Raw genomic sequence first — 17,567 nt, 5'->3', positions numbered from 1 at the left:
AAACACCCATAAAAACCGGAGCCTAGCTCCGGTTTTTTATTAATAGCTGCTATGTATGGATCACCTTGGCTGTAACTCCAACAAGCGACCACCACGGCCATCTTCGAGCAGCCATACACTCCCTTCAGGCCCCTGCTCCACTTCGCGAATGCGTGCCCCCATCGCGTAGCGCTCGACTTCACGGGCGTTTTCCCCGTCGAAAACTACCCGCACCAGCGACTGCGAAGACAGTCCACCAATCAAACCGGAACCCTTCCAACTGGGAAAGCGCTGTCCCTGATAGATGACAAAGCCAGCGGGAGAAATCACCGGAGTCCAAGTGATTTTGGGTGCCTCAAATTCCGGGCGAGTATCATGGTCAGGGATGGGCCTGCCGTCATAGTGATTACCGTTGGAAACCACAGGATAACCGTAGTTTTTACCGCGCTTGATCAGATTCAGTTCATCGCCGCCCGCTGGCCCCATCTCATGCACCCAGAGTTGGCCTTGACTATCAAAGGCCATGCCCAACATATTGCGATGCCCCAACGACCAGATTTGAGCCGCTACAGTGCCCTGATCAGTAAAAGGATTATCACTCGGCAAACTACCGTTATCGTTAAGGCGGATGATTTTGCCTAGATTGCTGCCCATATCCTGTGCTGGGGTGAACTTCTGTCGCTCGCTGGAGGTGATCCACAACAGACCATCGGGGCCAAAAGCCAAGCGATGTCCGTAATGGCCGCTCCCCGTAACCTTAGGTATCTGCCGCCAAATTGGCCTTAACTCGGTAAGCGATCCGCTGCCATCTTCATTGAGCAACAGCTTGGCACGAACCACCACAGCACCTCGGGTATTAGCCTCTCCAGCCTCAGCGTAACTGATATAGATCCAACCATTGCTGGCATGATTTGGGTGCACAATCACATCGCCCAAGCCACCCTGTCCGCCATAGGCTACGGGCGGCACGCCAGCGATCAAGCCGACCTTACCCGTTTTCAGATCCAGATGTTTGAGTACACCACGCTTTTCAGTCACCAGCAGGCTACCATCGGGCAGAAAGGTCATGGCCCAAGGCTCTTCCAAGGTAGCACGAGGTTCTGCGGTGAAAGGCCACTGCGTTTGAGGTAAGGCTTCAGCGGCTTGAACATTGAGGGCGGCGAGGCTCAAAGCAATAGCCCTGAGCAGATACTGAACAAAATAGACCATGACCACTCTCTCTCCTTGTAAAGGCTAAGCACATTAAGCCCTTCAAACGAGGGCAGACTGTTTTTGTTACCACTCACCTCAAGCATCTGGGTTGGATACCTATCGCACAACGAGGTGCTAATGCCCATCTACAGGTAAGATACTCTGCCCAAAGCTAGGGGTAATAAATATTCTCCATTGCCTCGTGTAGATTTCTCCACACTCCAAGGATGCCTATGCATAGACGTAATCTTCTGAAAGCCTCCATGGTACTGGCTGCTATGACTGGACTACCGGCCAGCCTACTGGCTAGCCGCAGCTTTGCTGCTACCACCGAGGACAAAGCTAAGCCGTTCGATTTTCAGCAACTGCAAGCACGGGCCAAACGCATGGCCAGTGTCGCCTATGAAAGCACCGCCGAAGTGCTACCCCAAACCTTGGCTGAACTAACCCCACAGCAATTCAACGCGATCCAATACGACCCCAAGCATTCGTTATGGAACAAACTGGGAGGGCAGTTAGATGTACAGTTTTTCCATGTGGGGATGGGATTTCGTCAGCCGGTGCGGATGCACCGCATTGACCCTGAGACTCGAATCGCTCAAGAAGTACACTTTCGCCCTGAGTTGTTCGAGTACAACCAAAGTGGCGTAGATGTATCCCAGCTTCAAGGGGATCTGGGCTTTGCAGGCCTCAAAGTATTCAAACAACCGAATATCGACAAATACGATATTGTTTCTTTCCTTGGAGCCAGCTATTTCCGGGCCGTGGACAAGACGGGCCAGTACGGTCTCTCAGCCCGAGGCCTCGCCATCAATACCTTTGCCGATACGCGGGAAGAATTCCCAGACTTCACCGAGTTTTGGTTCGAAACCCCAGACAAGGAGGCCACACGCTTTGTGCTCTACGCGCTGTTGGACTCACCGAGTGCTACGGGTGCCTTCCGTTTTGACATCGACTGCCAAGCGACTCAAGTGGTCATGGCCATTGATGCCAAAATCAACGCTCGCAAGGCCATCAAGCAGCTTGGCATCTCGCCTATGACCAGCATGTTCGCTTGTGGGGGGCACGAGCGCCGTACCTGCGACTTTATCACCGATGCCGTCCACGACAGCGATCGCTTATCCATGTGGCGCGGTAACGGTGAATGGATTTGCCGCCCCCTGAATAACCCGAAAAAACTGCAATTCAATACCTTTGCAGACACCAACCCGAAAGGCTTTGGTCTGGTGCAATTCGACCATGACTTTAAGTCCTACCAAGATACCGTAGTTTGGTACAGCCGCCGCCCTAGCCTATGGGTGGAACCGACCACCGAATGGGGGGAAGGCAGCATTGAGCTGTTGGAAATTCCCACCACGGGCGAGACTATGGACAACATCGTCTGCTTCTGGAACCCCAAACAAAGCATTGAGCCCGGCACTTCGTTAGATTTTGGTTACAAGCTGTACTGGGCGGCCCAACCGCCGGTTCAACCGAGCCTTGCTCAGGTACAGGACACCCGCTCTGGCATGGGTGGATTCACACCCGGCTGGGCTCCCGGAGAACACTGGCCCAAGCGCTGGGCGCGGCGCTTTGCCGTCGACTTTGGCGGCGGCCCCTTAATCGCCATGACCGGGAAAGAGCCCATTGAGATCATAGCCGAGGCGACTCACGGTGAAGTCAAAGATTTCAGCATGACGCCTCTACATCCAGAAGCCAATGCCTTTAGAGCCCAATTCGACTGGTTCCCCACCAGCGACAGCATTGAGCCTGTGAATATCCGCGCCTATCTGCGTCGGAGTGACACCAAGGAAGTGCTCAGCGAAACTTGGTTGTACCAATATTTCCCACCCGCACCGCAAGAGCGCCGTTATCCAGATTGGAGAGGTTAAGCCGATAACGAAGAACCCCGCACAATGCGGGGTTCTGAGCCAAACTGAACCGCTACAATACCGAACTCACTCTTTCTTTTCGGCGGGAGCCTCAGCGGGTTTTGCAGCCTCAGGTTTAGCCGGAGTCGGTTCAGCCTTGGCAGCAGGAGTAACTTCTGCTGGCTTAGCGGCCTCTTCCACTTTAGCTTCAGGTTTCTTAGCTTCCTTAGCCTCTTTATCAGCCTTCCACTTCTGGAATTCTTCCCATTCAGCACGATGGGCCTTGGCCTTTTCTTTAGCTACCTCATATTTTTTTTGCTGTTCTGGGGTCAGTACCTTCAACACAGCTTGCTCGCGCTCAGCACGCAACGCCTTGAGGTCTTTACGCAGAGCGGCTTTGTCTTCGTCCGAAAGCTTCTTCAGATACTCTTTGGTCAGCTTTTCCTTGGCTTTCTCTTGCTTGTGCACAATTTCAGCCACCGCAGCGGACTGTTCTTTGCTCAAATCCAGCTTTTTCAAACCGTCAAAATGCTCGTAATGCCGAGGGGCATGTCCCGCTTCCTGAGAGCAGCAACCCTCTGAACCGGCCAAAGCCAAGGTGGGCAGAGCAGCAGCAAGCGCCAGAGCGATTAGGGATTTACGCATTGATTGACTCCTTTTATTTGAGGATGTACCGAACCCATAAAGTTCGATGCTATGCAGTGTACTGAGTCAGACATAAAAAATTGTCAGCTTTATGTAAAGCTGATGATCAGTCTGTATCAGAACATCAAAGCATCCGGTCTTGCTGATTGTCTGGAGCAAGATACAGCCAATTTGTCACAAATATTTCGTATTTTTCCCTCGTTCAGCGGAAGTTAGCCACCTATTTCGTATATGGGGAGTCTGTAGTTCCTCACAACTTTGTATTGTGCTCACCACAGGAAGGGATCATGTCGAATCAGGCACCGTCCATTAACTCAGGGTCTTTTGGCCCATCTTTAGATACACCCTCGTTTTTCTCCCCCATCAGTCTGTGTTTTGCCTTAGGTTTTATTGGCATCACGGCCTATTTTATGTACTGGGGCTTGGATTACACTCACCACAACCATGTCACGCTACTGATTTTGGCCACCCTGTTTGGGGTCTTTATGGCCTTCAATATCGGTGGTAACGATGTAGCCAACTCCTTTGGCACCAGCGTGGGTGCGGGAACTCTGACCATCAAACAGGCGCTGTTAATTGCCGCTGTGTTTGAGGTCAGTGGTGCAGTCATCGCAGGCGGTGAAGTAACCAGTACCATTCGAGGAGGCATCGTAGATCTGTCCAAAATGGCCATCACGCCGATGGACTTTGTCTACATCATGATGTCTGCGCTGATTGCAGCAGCGCTTTGGTTGCTGTTTGCCACCAAAAAAGGCTATCCCGTTTCCACCACCCACTCCATCATCGGGGCCATCGTGGGTAGCTCCATTACCCTAGGCGTGATCCTAGATGGTCAAGAGGCGGCCTTTTCGCTGGTGCAGTGGAACAAAATCGCGGAAATTGCGATTTCTTGGGTCATTTCGCCGCTGTTGGGTGGATTGGTGTCTTACGGCATTTTCTACCTAATTAAAAAGCATGTGCTGCACTACAACGACGAAATCGAGCAGCAGATCAAAGATATTCGTCACGAGAAAAAAACCTATAAGAAACAACATAAAGAAGCCTTTGAGCGCTTGTCGGAAATTCAAAAGATTTCTTATACCCACGCGATGGCGCAGGATGTGCAAACCATGCGTGAACCCGATTTTCGGGTTGAGGATCTGGAGTCCGATTATTACCGTAATCTGCACCATATTGAGCAAAAGCGCGGTGATATCCAATCCCATAAGGCTCTGGAAAATTGGGTGCCACTGATTGCTGCCATCGGGGCCATGATTATTTCCTCCATGCTGCTGTTCAAAGGCTTGAAGAATCTGGAGTTGGGCCTGAGCACACTGCATAATTATTTGATTATGGGCATGATTGGGGCTGCGGTATGGATGGCCACTTTCATCTTCGCCAAAACCTTGAAAACTGAATCCCTAGGCCGATCCACTTTTCTAATCTTCAGTTGGATGCAGGTGTTTACGGCAGCGGGCTTTGCCTTCAGCCACGGTTCCAACGACATTGCCAACGCCATTGGGCCTTTCGCGGCGATATTGGATGTGTTGCGTACGGGAGAAGTAGGCTCCAAAGCCGGCATTCCCCCCATCGCTATGATTACCTTTGGCGTGGCCTTGATCGTAGGGCTCTGGTTCATTGGTAAAGAAGTGATCCAAACCGTGGGCCACAACCTTACCGCCATGCACCCCGCCTCAGGCTTTACCGCTGAATTGGCTGCTGCCTCAGTGGTTATGCTGGCCTCTTTGATGGGTTTACCTGTTTCTAGTACCCATATTCTGATCGGGGCTGTATTGGGGATTGGCTTGGTGAACCGCCAAACCAACTGGGATCTGATGAAACCCATCGCCCTCGCTTGGGTAATCACCTTGCCCGCTGCGGCCCTCCTGAGTGCCGGAGCTTTCCTCGCCCTTAGAAGCCTATTCTGACCCTCACAAACGGGCATACCAACGCCTCGGTGTGCCTGTTTATCTGATACCTCACACTAGGAGCCGGAACATGCGGGATTCTCTGAGCCCTTCAACACAGTCACTGTCGCAACAGTTGTACAACGAAATCCTCGACGAACTGGATGAGGAGCTGGAGCAGGAGCTGGACGATCAGCGTTTGGAGGATTTAGCGCTAGATGCCGACCTACCACTGCCCACCAGTCAGGATATGGATCGCAAGCTGTACTTCCGCGAGCTACTGCGCCTGCAAACAGAGCTGATCAAACTGCAAGATTGGGTAGTACATAAAAAACTCAAGCTGGTGGTACTGTTTGAAGGCCGTGATGCGGCGGGTAAAGGCGGTGCGATCAAACGCATTACTCAGCGCCTAAACCCTAGGGTGTGCCGCGTGGCCGCCCTGCCTGCCCCTAGCGAACGGGAACGCAGTCAGTGGTATTTCCAGCGCTACACCAGCCATCTGCCCGCTGGCGGCGAAATCGTGTTGTTTGACCGCAGTTGGTACAACCGCGCTGGGGTTGAAAAAGTCATGGGCTTTTGCAGCAACGAGGAATACGAAGAGTTTTTCCGCAGCGTCACTGAGTTTGAAAAGATGCTGGTACGCTCGGGCATCATCCTGATCAAATACTGGTTTTCCATTACTGATGATGAGCAGCAGCGCCGCTTTTGGATGCGCATCCAAGACCCACTCAAACAATGGAAGCTCAGCCCCATGGATTTGGAATCGCGGCGGCGCTGGGAAGCCTACACTAAGGCTAAAGAAGTAATGCTAGAGCGCTCCCACACCCCAGAAGCTCCTTGGTGGATTGTGGAGGCTGTGGACAAAAAGCGGGCCCGCCTCAACTGCATTCATCACCTACTCAGCCAAGTACCTTACGCTGAGGTGAATCGACCGCTGATAGAGTTGCCTCCTCGGGAATACCACCCCGACTACAGTCGCGCACCGGTCGCGCAGGAGATTTTTATCCCTTCGGTGTACTAATTTACCGGCACCTCGGCGGCGGCAATCCCTGCTCGAATCTCCGCTTTGGGCAGGTGATCGCCAATAAACACCAACACGCTTTCCCGCTGATCCTCAGGTTGCCATTCGCTTAGCTGCCCACACCAAGAAACCCACTGCTGGATTGCTGTCGATTGGCTTGTTGACATCCTCCCCGCCCCAAGGAAGGGGATTCCCAATTCACTGAGAACAGGACATAGGCACTAAACCCATGCCACTTACATTCTCTCCAAGGGCTAACACCGCAAGACCTGCGGCTTTCACGTTCGCAGCAGCATTGCTGTCACGGTCGTGTTCGCTCTTGCACTCAGGACACTGCCACTGGCGAATGTTTAAGGGCAAGGTTGTAACGATGTGTCCACAACAAGAGCAGCGCTTGGAACTGGGATACCAGCGGTCTATCTGCACGATAGACCGTCCAGCCCACTCTCCTTTGTACTGGATTTGGCGCATCAGCTCACCCCATCCAGCATCGGCAATGGCTTTACTCAGTTTTGGGTTGCGGATCATGTTTTTCACCGCAAGGGATTCAGCGCAGATCACTTGGTTTTCGTTAATCAATCTGCGGGATAGCTTGTGCAAGCCGTCCAATCGGCAATCAGAGATTTTCGCGTGAATACGGGCCACCTTTTGCCGAGCCTTGGCGCGATTAGCCGACCCGAGCTTTTTTCTGCTCAGACGGCGTTGCGCACGGGCCAGCTTGGTGGCGTATTTAGCGCTATGGCGGGGATTGCCGATGCGTTCTCCTTCACTGGTGACAAACAGGTCTTTCAGGCCCAGATCAATGCCAATCATGCGTGGCGTAACCGGCAGAATCTCAGGCTCAAACTCACACAGGCAACTTACGAAGTAGCGGCCTGCACAGTCCTTGGAAATCGTGATCGTGGAAGGTTCACAGGGAAGTGGACGACTCCAGCGGACATCCAGAGGCTTTTTCGACTTGGCCATATACAACTGACCATCGCGATAACTAAACGCCGAGCGGGTCAGCTCAAGCGATTGACGATGTTTCTTGCTTTTGAAAACGGGGTGTTGCCCACGCTTGGCAAAGAAGTTCTTGAACGCCGCCTGCTGATGGCGAAGACACTGCTGAAGCGGTACGCATGATACCTCATTCAAATAGCTGAACTCGGCCTGTTTTTTAAGCCGGGTCAACTCTGCGCTGGCCTCGATGTAGCCTATGCGTTCTTGCCGTTGAAAAAACGCATCGGTTCGCCACCGCAAGATTTTGTTGTAGACAACGCGCACGCATCCAAACGTCTTGGCCAGCAAGGTTTGCTGCTCGGTATCTGGGTAGAAGCGGTATTTGTAGGCACGTTTCATTATGCCTCACATGATACCTTTAAAAATGTGAAGATAGTTAGGCAAGAGGAAGCAAGAACAGGGGCACTTAACAGTGCCGCGCTATCCCTCCCCGCACTGAAGTACGGGGTTTCTCGCGCAAACCTGATGAAAAGAAATTTACCTATAACAACGATGGCTCTTACAAAGGCAAGGAAAAAACCAACGAGAAATCTGAGCCACTCTACACCGCCACAGTAGTGATGCGCTGGTAAGTGTTGCCATAGGCCGCCGACAGAGATGCCTGCTCCGTCGGCGGTTTATCTCTTAACACTCGGCCAGTGCAATACCGGCTCGAATCTCCTCCTCCGGCAGATTGTCGCCAATAAATACCAACACACTTTCCCGCTGATCCTCGGGTTGCCACTCCCTGTCCCAATCAAAGGCGTACAGGCGCAATACGCCCTGAAACACCAGTTTTCTAGGGTCTGAAGCTACCTGCAATACCCCCTTGTAACGCAGTAGGGAATCACCGTAACGCTCCAGTAATGACTCCATAAATTGGCTAAGACGATCTAAATCTAAGGGCTGAGGGGTGCGAATCACCAAGGTACCGATGCGATCGGGCGTGGTGGCTACTGGAGCCAAAATACTGAACGGCGTAGATGCTAAAGGCTCCATCTCGGCATTAAGGTTAAAGCCGCGAATATCCAACAATTCGGCCAGATCAATGCAGCCATGATCCACCAAACGGATCGGGGCGCGACGGTTAATCCGCTGTAAACGCTGGGTTAAGGCCTCAAGCTGAACTTCGTTGGTCAGATCCGCTTTGCTGATCAAAAGGCGATCGGCAAAGCCTACTTGAGCTTGGGCGATGCTTTCCTGTAAGTGACGGTTGGCGTTTACCGCATCCACCAGAGTGATGATGCCGTCCAGCACATAGCGCGTGCATAACTCTTCATCGGCAAAGAAGGTTTGTGCCACCGGAGCCGGATCGGCCAGCCCTGTGCATTCAATCACAAGACGATCAAAACTCAGTTCTCCTGCATCAATGCGGTCAATCAGCATAAACAGGGCTTTTTCTAACTCCACATGGATGGAGCAACACACGCAGCCATTGGCCAAGGTCATCAGCTCTACGGGCTCACGGCCTAATAACTGGCCATCAATCGGAGTCTCGCTGTATTCGTTTTCAATCACGGCAATCTTCAGGCCGTGTTCTGCCTTTAGCAAATAACGCAGCAGTGTGGTTTTACCCGCACCAAGAAAGCCTGTCAGGATGGTAACGGGGATTGGAGTCTGTGACATGGGCTATCCTCAAATCAATATAAGCGCCCAAAATAAAAGCGCCACGACCAGCGTGGCGCTCCCTAGGGATTTAGACCCTAACAGCAGCGAACCGGACGACCTTTACCGCCGCCATAGCGAGCCTCCTGACGTTCGCGGAAAAAATCCTCATAGCTCATAACTGGCTGATCAGGATGCGTATTTTGCATATGCTCAACATAGGTATCGTAGTCTGGCATGCCCACTAACATGCGGGCGGCCTGTCCTAGATACTTTCCCATGCGGCTTAGGTCATTAAACATATGCCTTTTCCCTTCTGTTACGGCTGAGTAGCCAGATTAGCGTTAGCCAGTAAAGGCTGGAAAGGGGTTTCCCGATCCGTGCGCACAGGATTCACCCAAGCTGCACGTCCCACCTTAATGGCATAGAACAGAACGCTAAAGACTACGACAAGGAAGAGTACGCTCAAGCCCGCGTTGGTATAAGCATTCATGACGATGTGCTGCATTTGATTCAAATCCTTAGCTGGAGCCAGAATTTGACCTGCATTTAAAGCCGTTTGGTATTTGTCTGCCAGCGCCAAGAAGCCTACGGCGGGATTGCTGTCGAACAGCTTGATCAGGCTGGCGGTAGTGGTACAGATCAACAGCCAAATCGCCGGTAACAGCGTCACCCAAATGTACTGCTGGCGCTTCATTTTGATCAGAACCACAGTACACAGCATCAGCGCAATACCGGCCAGCATCTGGTTGGAGATACCAAACAGCGGCCATAGGGTATTGATCCCGCCCAGTGGATCGACCACACCTTGATACAGCAAGTAGCCCCACAGCGCGACACAGCCTGCGGTTCCCACCACGTTAGCGCCCCAGGATTCAGTACGACGCAAGGCCGGAACAAAGCTACCCAGCAAATCTTGCAGCATAAAGCGACCGGCACGCGTACCTGCATCCACCGCCGTTAAGATGAACAAAGCCTCAAACAAAATAGCGAAGTGGTACCAAAACGCCATAGTGTTTTCGCCCGGCAGCATGTGGTGCATGATGTAGGCGATTCCCACCGCTAATGTGGGCGCGCCCCCAGCACGGGCTAGAATCGTGCTTTCACCAATGTCCTTTGCCACAGCATCCAAAGCTTCTGGGGTAATGACAAAGCCCCAACTGCTCACCGCGGTGGCTACGCTCTCGGTGGTGTTACCCACTAAAGCGGGCGGGCTGTTCATGGCAAAGTACACACCGGGCTCAATCACGGCTGCCGCTACCATCGCCATGATGGCGACCATAGACTCCATCAGCATACCGCCGTAACCGATGTAACGGGCATGACCTTCGTTAGCCAACAATTTAGGCGTGGTTCCTGAAGAAATCAGGGCATGGAACCCAGATACCGCACCACAGGCAATGGTGATAAACAGGAAGGGGAATAATGCGCCTTTCCAGACGGGGCCAGTGCCGTCGATAAACTGAGTCACGGCAGGCATTTTCAATTCTGGGCTCAGAATCAAAATACCGATGGCCAAACCAGCAATGGTGCCGATTTTCAAGAAGGTAGACAGGTAATCACGCGGTGCCAAAATCAGCCACACCGGCAATACGGCGGCCACAAAACCGTAACCAATCAGCATCCAAGTGATCTGCACTCCGGTAAAGGTGAAGAGCACACTCCACTCAGGATCAGCCGCTACCAAACCGCCCACCCAAATGGAGGCCAGCAGCAGCACAATACCAATCAAGGAGATTTCACCAATCCGCCCTGGACGGATGTAGCGCATGTATACGCCCATGAACATCGCAATCGGGATGGTGGCAATAACGGTGAACATACCCCAAGGACTGTGGGCCAAGGCCTTAACCACGATCAAGGCTAACACAGCCAGAATGATGATCATGATCAGGAAACAACCGAACAGGGCAATGGTGCCGGGAATACGGCCCATCTCCTCACGCACCATATCCCCCAGAGAACGGGCATTACGACGCGTGGAGATAAACAGCACCATGAAATCCTGTACCGCACCGGCCAGAACCACCCCAGCAATCAGCCACAGGGTGCCGGGCAGATAGCCCATTTGTGCGGCCAGCACAGGGCCAACCAGCGGGCCTGCCCCTGCAATGGCGGCAAAGTGATGACCAAAAAGCACATGCTTATTGGTAGGCACAAAATCCAAACCGTCGTTGTTAATCACGGCTGGCGTGGCCCGCAGCGGATCAAGCTGCATGACCTTATTGGCAATAAATAAGCTGTAATAGCGGTAAGCCACTAAATAAATGGCTGCGGCCGCTACGATGATCCACAGAGCGTTGACCGACTCTCCTCGGTGCAATGCCAGAGTGCCTAACGCAAAGGCACCCAATATCGCTAAGGCAATCCACGCGATATGACTGACCAATCGAGCCATATAAGATCCTCCCACCGTCGGCTAAATAGCCTGCGGCACGTTGTTATTGTTGATCGCTAGTACTGATGCAAGCACCGCTACTATCCATAGATCAAAGCCTAGCCGGTATTCGCAGAGTTACGGAATTCCATCTACGTAAAATTACGCAGACTCTGCCCCCAAGACCTAAATACTGCGCTCACTGGATAGATCATATTCCTAGGTTTTCTATTTCTACTTGGCCTTTCAATAAGTCTCCATTTTCCCCTCAGACCTTCGAGTAATTTACATTTGTAACTCAATGTAAATATCGATACCAAGTTCTCAAAAATTGTAAATATTTGAAAGAAACAAATTGTATTTATTATCATTAGAACTATATTTTAATTTAACTGTCGCTTACGGAGTTACCCAAATATGGGGCCGTTCACTAAAACACCTCACTCCCCTAAAAGCCTTATAGCATCAATGATTGGGGTTACTCTCTCCCTATCACCGGTGGCCCAAGCCCAAAGCACCAATGCAGAGTCCCAAGAAGAAGACTCTACAGATTCCTTATCTTTGGATGCCTTAAGCGTTACTGCCGAAGACAAAACAAGTTACAAAGTTAATGAGTCTGCCAACAAAAAATACACAGCCCCCCTACGTGAAACGCCTCGTACCATCACGGTCATTTCTGAAGACGTGATTAAAGACACAGGCTCACTGACTCTGGTGGATGCTCTGCGTACCGTTTCCGGGATTACCTTTGGGGCAGGCGAAGGTGGCAACCCTGCCGGGGATCGTCCCATCATTCGGGGCTTTAACGCAGAAAGTGATTCCTTTATTGACGGCTTGCGTGACGTAGCCTCACAAACCCGTGAAATCTTCAACGTTGAGCAGATTGAGGTCAGTAAAGGGCCGGGCTCGGCTTATACCGGTGCAGGCTCCACCGGGGGTAGTATCAACATGATCACCAAGGCTCCAAAAGACCGTAACTTTACCGATGTCAGCTTTACCATGGGTTCTGACCAAACCCATCGTAAAACCCTAGATAGCAACTACGTTTTGACCGATGACATCGCAGTACGCCTAAACCTGATGAAACACGATGCCAACGTAGCGGGCCGTGATGGGGTAGACGTTAACCGTTGGGGTGTGGCACCTAGTATCACCTTCGGCATGAACTCGCCGACTAAATTGACACTTTCTTACTACCACCTGCGCAACGACGATATGCCCGACTACGGCATACCGCTGCAAGCCTCACGCTTTACCGGCGATGTACGCAAACCCGTAGGCGGCGATAAAGACCGCTTCTACGGTTTAAATTCAAGGGATTATCGCCATGCCACAACCGATTCAGGGTTCATGGATTTTGAACACAGCTTTAACGAGAACCTGTCGGTCTCTAACAAGTTCCGTTATGTGCGCACCACCTTGGATTACGTGGTATCCAACCCAGATGACTCACAGGGTAACGTCCCCAACGGTTACGTATACCGTTCGGCCAAAAGCCGTGACTCTACCTCCGATGGCTGGGTAAACCAAACCGCTGTTATGGCCAAACTCAATACTTGGGGCATTGGCCACACTATTAACGCAGGCTATGAAATTAGCTACCAAGACACCCATAACCGTCCCTACAGTGTGACCAGCCGTGTTTCCGGCAGTACCTGTAACGCCGCTCTATTGGCCTCCCACGATTGCACCAGCCTGACCTCTCCCACCTATAAAGACTCTTGGAACGGCACCATTACCCCCGGTATCGCCTATACCGATACCCGTGTCGAAACCCAAGGAATTTATGCATTTGATACGGTGAAGTTTAATGATCAATGGTCGTTAAACCTGGGCGTTCGTTACGATGACTTCGAAAACGAAACCAGTGGTTACGCCAGTGGCCGTGGCGGTACCGGCCCATTTGATCGAGAGAAAAATACTACCTTCTGGAGCTATCAACTTGGCATCGTGTTCAACCCACTGCCCAACGGCTCCATTTATGCAGGCTGGGCCACCTCGCGTAACCCTGTGGGCGAAACCGCAGGTGAAGGTTCTTCAGAAAACACCGCTGCCAACGAAAGTCTGGATCCAGAACGTAACCAGAACTTTGAGCTGGGTACTAAGTGGGACTTCTTCGACGGACGTTTAGGGGTCAACGCTGCGGTATTCCGCACCAAGAAAGACAACGCCCGTCAAACGGATGAAGATGGACGTACTCGCAACATCGGTAAAACCGTGGTGGACGGCTTTGAGTTAGGCGTTAGCGGTAATCTGACCGACAACTGGCAAATCTTCGCTAACTACACCTATCTGGATCACGAAATTGAAAGCGCAGGTGCCACCGGCAACGATGGCAACGACATTCCCAGCACTGCAGAAAACTCCGGCAGCATCTGGACAACTTATAAGCTCACCCCCAGCTTCACCGTGGGCGGTGGTGTTAACTATGTGGACTCCCGCTACGGTAACGATGCCAATACCATTTGGGTTCCCAGCTATACCCGTTGGGATGGCATGGCCTCATACAAGCTGAGCAAGAATGTTGATTTCCAACTCAACGTTCAGAATATGTTTAACAAGCGCTACTACGATCAGGTGTACGCCTCCCACTACGCCCACGTAGCTCCGGGCCGTACCGCTTTACTTTCTACCAACTTCCACTTCTAAGGCCCAAGGGGCAGGCCGGTCGATCCAGCCTGCTCTACCAATCTCTAGCGACGAACACCTTCAATGCGCACCCACCCCTCTCGCTCGGTAGTCGGTGCTAAGTCAAAACAATCAGCGTAGGCTGCTCGTACTTCTTCCGCCTGCTCTTTGAGAATACCGGACAACACCAGATGTCCTCCCTGTTTTACATGGGCGGTTAAGGTGGGCGCTAACTGCACCAAAGGCCCAGCCAAAATATTAGCCAATACCCAATCGAATTGATCCCGCGGCAGTTGCTCCGGCAAGTACAGTGGGAAACGCTCAGCCGCAATGCCATTGCGACCTGCATTGTCACGCGAGGCTTCCAGAGCTTGAGGATCAATATCCGTACCTACCGCCTGCTGTGCGCCCAATAACAGAGCTGCAACGGCTAATACGCCCGAACCACAGCCAAAATCCAACACCGACTGGCCAGTTAGATCTTGAGCGTCCAGCCACTCTAAGCACAAAGCTGTTGTGGGATGGGTGCCAGTGCCAAAGGCTAAACCGGGATCCAGCAGTAAATTAACCCCCTCTGGATCAGGAGCTTCATGCCAACTAGGAACAATCCACAAGCGTTGACCAAAGCGCAGTGGCTGGAAGTTATCCATCCAGCTACGCTCCCAGTCCTGCTCGGCCAAACGTTCTAAATGCAGTTCAGGCAGTGGCTCGGCAAAGAGTAAGCGTAGGTGAGCTAATAAATCCTCCTCCTGCACTTCAGCCTCAAACAAGGCCAGCAAGTGGGTACGCGACCATAGCGGGGTAGTGCCTAAATCCGGCTCAAAGATGGGTTGATCCTCCGCATCCATGTAGGTCACGGACACTGCGCCTAGATCTAAAAGACGATCCTCATAATCGGGGGCTTGCTCCGGGGTAATCGCCAGACGCAACTGTAGCCAGGACATGCAAAAAACTCCTGAAGAAGCCTAGGCCGGAGCATCCGGTAGGCAAAAAATAAAGGGAGCGGCACGCCGCTCCCCTCTTTAAGCACTTAAGCCAACATCAAGACTTGATGCCCAGCTTATGCTCCAGATAGTGAATGTTGACCCCACCTTTGCAGAAACCTTCATCGCGGGTCAGGTCTTTATGCAAGGCAATATTGGTTTTGATGCCATCCACCACAATTTCATCCAGTGCATTACGCATCCGCGCCATGGCCTCGTCACGGCTGCCACCATAGGCGATCAGTTTGCCGATCAAAGAGTCATAGTTCGGCGGCACGCTGTAACCGCTGTACAGGTGCGAATCCACCCGAATGCCGTTACCGCCCGGAGCATGGAAGTGTTTTACCTTACCGGGGCTAGGCAGGAAGGTTTTAGGATCTTCCGCGTTGATCCGGCACTCCAGAGCATGACCGCGAATGACTACATCTTCCTGCTTGATGGACAGCGGTTGGCCACTGGCAATGCGCAGCATCTCTTTGACGATGTCGATACCTGTCACCATTTCAGTGACCGGATGTTCCACCTGAACACGGGTGTTCATTTCGATAAAGTAGAAGCGGCCATCTTCATACAGGAACTCAAAAGTACCTGCACCCCGATAACCGATTTCAATACAAGCATCCACACAGCGTTTTAACACCTCAGCGCGGGCTTGCTCGTCAATAAAGGGTGCTGGAGCTTCTTCCAGTACCTTTTGGTGACGGCGCTGCAAGGAGCAATCGCGGTCGCCTAAATGGATGGCGTTGCCCTGACCGTCAGAGAGTACCTGTACTTCCACATGGCGCGGGTTGCCGAGGAATTTCTCCAAATACACCATGGAGTTACCAAAGGCCGCTCCAGCTTCAGTACGGGTTAGCTTGGCGGATTTGATCAGGTCGCGCTCTTCATGCACCACGCGCATCCCACGACCACCGCCGCCGCCCGCCGCTTTGATGATAACGGGATATCCAACTTCACGCGCAATGGCCAAAGCCTTTTGCTCATCTTCCGGCAAGGGGCCATCCGAACCTGGAACGGTAGGGACTCCAGCTTTCTTCATCGCATCCTTAGCCGATACCTTATCCCCCATCAGACGGATGACATCCGCGGTTGGGCCGATAAAGGTAAAGCCGGATTTTTCCACTTGCTCGGCGAAATCTGCGTTTTCTGCCAAAAAGCCATAGCCGGGGTGAATAGCCGTTGCGCCAGTAACTTCCGCCGCCGCAATAATGGACGGAATATGCAGGTAAGAGTTGGTTGCTGGGGCTGGGCCAATGCACACCGACTCATCAGCCAAAGCCAAATGCATCAGGTCGCGGTCAGCGGTAGAGTGCACCGCTACCGTTTTAATCCCCAATTCCTTGCAGGCTCGCAGAACCCGCAGGGCGATCTCGCCCCGGTTTGCGATCAGTACTTTTTCCAACATCGCTGGTTCCTCCAGGAATCAGACGATGGTGAACAGCGGCTGGTCGAATTCGACCGGCTGACCATTCTCCACGAGGATAGAGCCGATGATGCCACTACTTTCTGCTTCAATGTGGTTCATCATTTTCATAGCTTCAACAATGCACAGGATGTCGCCTTTCTTCACGCTCTTACCCACTTCAACAAAGGCGGGAGTGCTAGGAGAGGCCGCGCGGTAGAAGGTTCCTACCATAGGCGAGCGCACGACAGTACCCGTCAGTTGTGGCTGAGCGGCTTCCGCAACGGGAGCAGCGGCCACAGGAGCAGCGGCTACCGGGGCCGGAGCGGGTGCTGCGGCGTAAATAGGCTGCTGGGCAACCACCTGCTTACTGTGACGGCTGATGCGTACCGATTCTTCACCTTCGTGAATCTCCAGCTCATCAATGCCGGACTCTTCCAGTAGTTCGATCAGTTTTTTGACTTTGCGAATATCCATGAAGCGGTGGCTCTCAAAAGTTGAGGTATGTAGTAAAGGCTGCCGGTCGAGATTTATCCAAGCACAAAGGCCGGACAGATACCTCAGGAGGCAGCAAGTTGTTCCAGTGCAGCCTCAAGCGCCAGACGGTAACCACTGGCCCCAAGACCACAGATCACGCCTACAGCAACATCGGAAAAGTAGGAGTGATGACGGAAAGGCTCCCGTTTGTGTACGTTCGATAAATGCACTTCAATAAATGGGATGCTCACAGCCAGCAATGCGTCACGTATTGCAACGCTGGTATGCGTAAATGCCGCAGGATTGATCAAAATAAACTCAACGCCCTCAGTACGGGCCGCATGAATGCGGTCAATCAGGGCGTATTCAGCATTGGATTGGAAGGTATCGAGCTGATGCCCAGCCTTCTGAGCATATTGAACCAATCCTTCATTAATTTGGGCTAAGGTAATCGCCCCATAAATACCGGGCTCACGCAGACCGAGCATATTCAGATTGGGGCCGTGAAGAACAAGCAACTTGGCCATGGCATTCCTTATAAT

Annotated in this window: 15 protein-coding genes; 4 read left to right on the top strand and 11 right to left on the bottom strand. The window is 52.3% G+C overall.

Annotation, left to right across the window (positions count from 1 at the left end; translation table 11 throughout):
- Positions 1-60: 60 nt before the first annotated feature.
- Positions 61-1,188 (bottom strand): PQQ-dependent sugar dehydrogenase, encoded by a 1,128-nt coding sequence (locus LX59_RS11530; protein ID WP_144572021.1) that lies wholly within the window; start codon positions 1,186-1,188, stop codon positions 61-63.
- Positions 1,189-1,403: 215 nt separating this feature from the next.
- Between LX59_RS11530 and LX59_RS11525 the strand changes: the two genes are divergently transcribed.
- Positions 1,404-3,041: an OpgD/OpgG family glucan biosynthesis protein gene (locus tag LX59_RS11525; RefSeq protein WP_144572020.1), complete on the top strand. Its 1,638-nt coding sequence runs from the start codon at positions 1,404-1,406 to the stop codon at positions 3,039-3,041.
- A gap of 66 nt (positions 3,042-3,107) precedes the next feature.
- On the opposite strand, the gene LX59_RS11520 is transcribed toward LX59_RS11525, so the two are convergent.
- Entirely contained in the window at positions 3,108-3,665 is a 558-nt protein-coding gene (locus LX59_RS11520; protein WP_144572019.1) for a hypothetical protein, read from the bottom strand.
- Between the two features lie 287 nt (positions 3,666-3,952).
- On the opposite strand from LX59_RS11520, the gene LX59_RS11515 reads away from it, so the two are divergent.
- Together LX59_RS11515 and ppk2 are read left to right on the top strand one after the other, a co-directional pair.
- Entirely contained in the window at positions 3,953-5,572 is a 1,620-nt protein-coding gene (locus tag LX59_RS11515; RefSeq protein ID WP_144572018.1) for an inorganic phosphate transporter, read from the top strand.
- A 70-nt stretch (positions 5,573-5,642) separates the two neighbouring features.
- On the top strand, positions 5,643-6,572 hold the full coding sequence (ppk2, locus tag LX59_RS11510) for a polyphosphate kinase 2 (RefSeq protein WP_144572017.1): 930 nt from the start codon (positions 5,643-5,645) through the stop codon (positions 6,570-6,572).
- Here ppk2 and LX59_RS11505 read toward each other — a convergent pair.
- The 5 genes from LX59_RS11505 to LX59_RS11485 form a co-directional block, all read right to left on the bottom strand.
- A complete protein-coding gene (locus tag LX59_RS11505) occupies positions 6,569-6,739 on the bottom strand; it encodes a GTP-binding protein (protein ID WP_144572016.1) in 171 nt (56 codons plus the stop codon). The genes ppk2 and LX59_RS11505 overlap by 4 nt on opposite strands.
- Positions 6,740-6,770: 31 nt before the next feature.
- Positions 6,771-7,913: an RNA-guided endonuclease InsQ/TnpB family protein gene (locus LX59_RS11500; protein WP_246118745.1), complete on the bottom strand. Its 1,143-nt coding sequence runs from the start codon at positions 7,911-7,913 to the stop codon at positions 6,771-6,773.
- 285 nt (positions 7,914-8,198) lie between these two features.
- Positions 8,199-9,179 carry a GTPase gene (gene yjiA, locus LX59_RS11495; protein WP_144572014.1) on the bottom strand — a complete coding sequence of 327 codons (981 nt, stop codon included), beginning with the start codon at positions 9,177-9,179 and terminating at the stop codon, positions 8,199-8,201.
- Positions 9,180-9,256: 77 nt separating this feature from the next.
- Positions 9,257-9,460: a YbdD/YjiX family protein gene (locus LX59_RS11490; RefSeq protein WP_144572013.1), complete on the bottom strand. Its 204-nt coding sequence runs from the start codon at positions 9,458-9,460 to the stop codon at positions 9,257-9,259.
- Between the two features lie 17 nt (positions 9,461-9,477).
- Entirely contained in the window at positions 9,478-11,556 is a 2,079-nt protein-coding gene (locus LX59_RS11485) for a carbon starvation CstA family protein (protein ID WP_144572012.1), read from the bottom strand.
- Positions 11,557-11,952: 396 nt separating this feature from the next.
- Between LX59_RS11485 and LX59_RS11480 the strand changes: the two genes are divergently transcribed.
- The gene (locus LX59_RS11480) at positions 11,953-14,184 is read left to right on the top strand and encodes a TonB-dependent receptor (protein ID WP_144572011.1); all 2,232 of its coding nucleotides are present in this window, start codon (positions 11,953-11,955) and stop codon (positions 14,182-14,184) included.
- A 44-nt stretch (positions 14,185-14,228) separates the two neighbouring features.
- Here the strand turns inward: LX59_RS11480 and prmA are convergent, their stop codons facing one another.
- The 4 genes from prmA to aroQ all read right to left on the bottom strand — a co-directional run bounded on the left by prmA (position 14,229) and on the right by aroQ (position 17,552).
- The gene (prmA, locus tag LX59_RS11475) at positions 14,229-15,107 is read right to left on the bottom strand and encodes a 50S ribosomal protein L11 methyltransferase (RefSeq protein WP_144572010.1); all 879 of its coding nucleotides are present in this window, start codon (positions 15,105-15,107) and stop codon (positions 14,229-14,231) included.
- Between the two features lie 97 nt (positions 15,108-15,204).
- Positions 15,205-16,551: an acetyl-CoA carboxylase biotin carboxylase subunit gene (accC, locus tag LX59_RS11470; protein ID WP_144572009.1), complete on the bottom strand. Its 1,347-nt coding sequence runs from the start codon at positions 16,549-16,551 to the stop codon at positions 15,205-15,207.
- Between the two features lie 18 nt (positions 16,552-16,569).
- Positions 16,570-17,025 (bottom strand): acetyl-CoA carboxylase biotin carboxyl carrier protein, encoded by a 456-nt coding sequence (gene accB, locus LX59_RS11465; protein WP_144572008.1) that lies wholly within the window; start codon positions 17,023-17,025, stop codon positions 16,570-16,572.
- Positions 17,026-17,108: 83 nt separating this feature from the next.
- Entirely contained in the window at positions 17,109-17,552 is a 444-nt protein-coding gene (aroQ, locus tag LX59_RS11460; protein ID WP_144572007.1) for a type II 3-dehydroquinate dehydratase, read from the bottom strand.
- Between the last annotated feature and the right edge of the window lie 15 nt (positions 17,553-17,567).

The organism is Azomonas agilis, from assembly GCF_007830255.1.
Taxonomy (GTDB): Bacteria; Pseudomonadota; Gammaproteobacteria; order Pseudomonadales; family Pseudomonadaceae; genus Azomonas; species Azomonas agilis.
The sequence above is the reverse complement of the archived record's forward strand: the minus strand, read 5'-3'. Positions and strand labels throughout refer to the sequence as shown.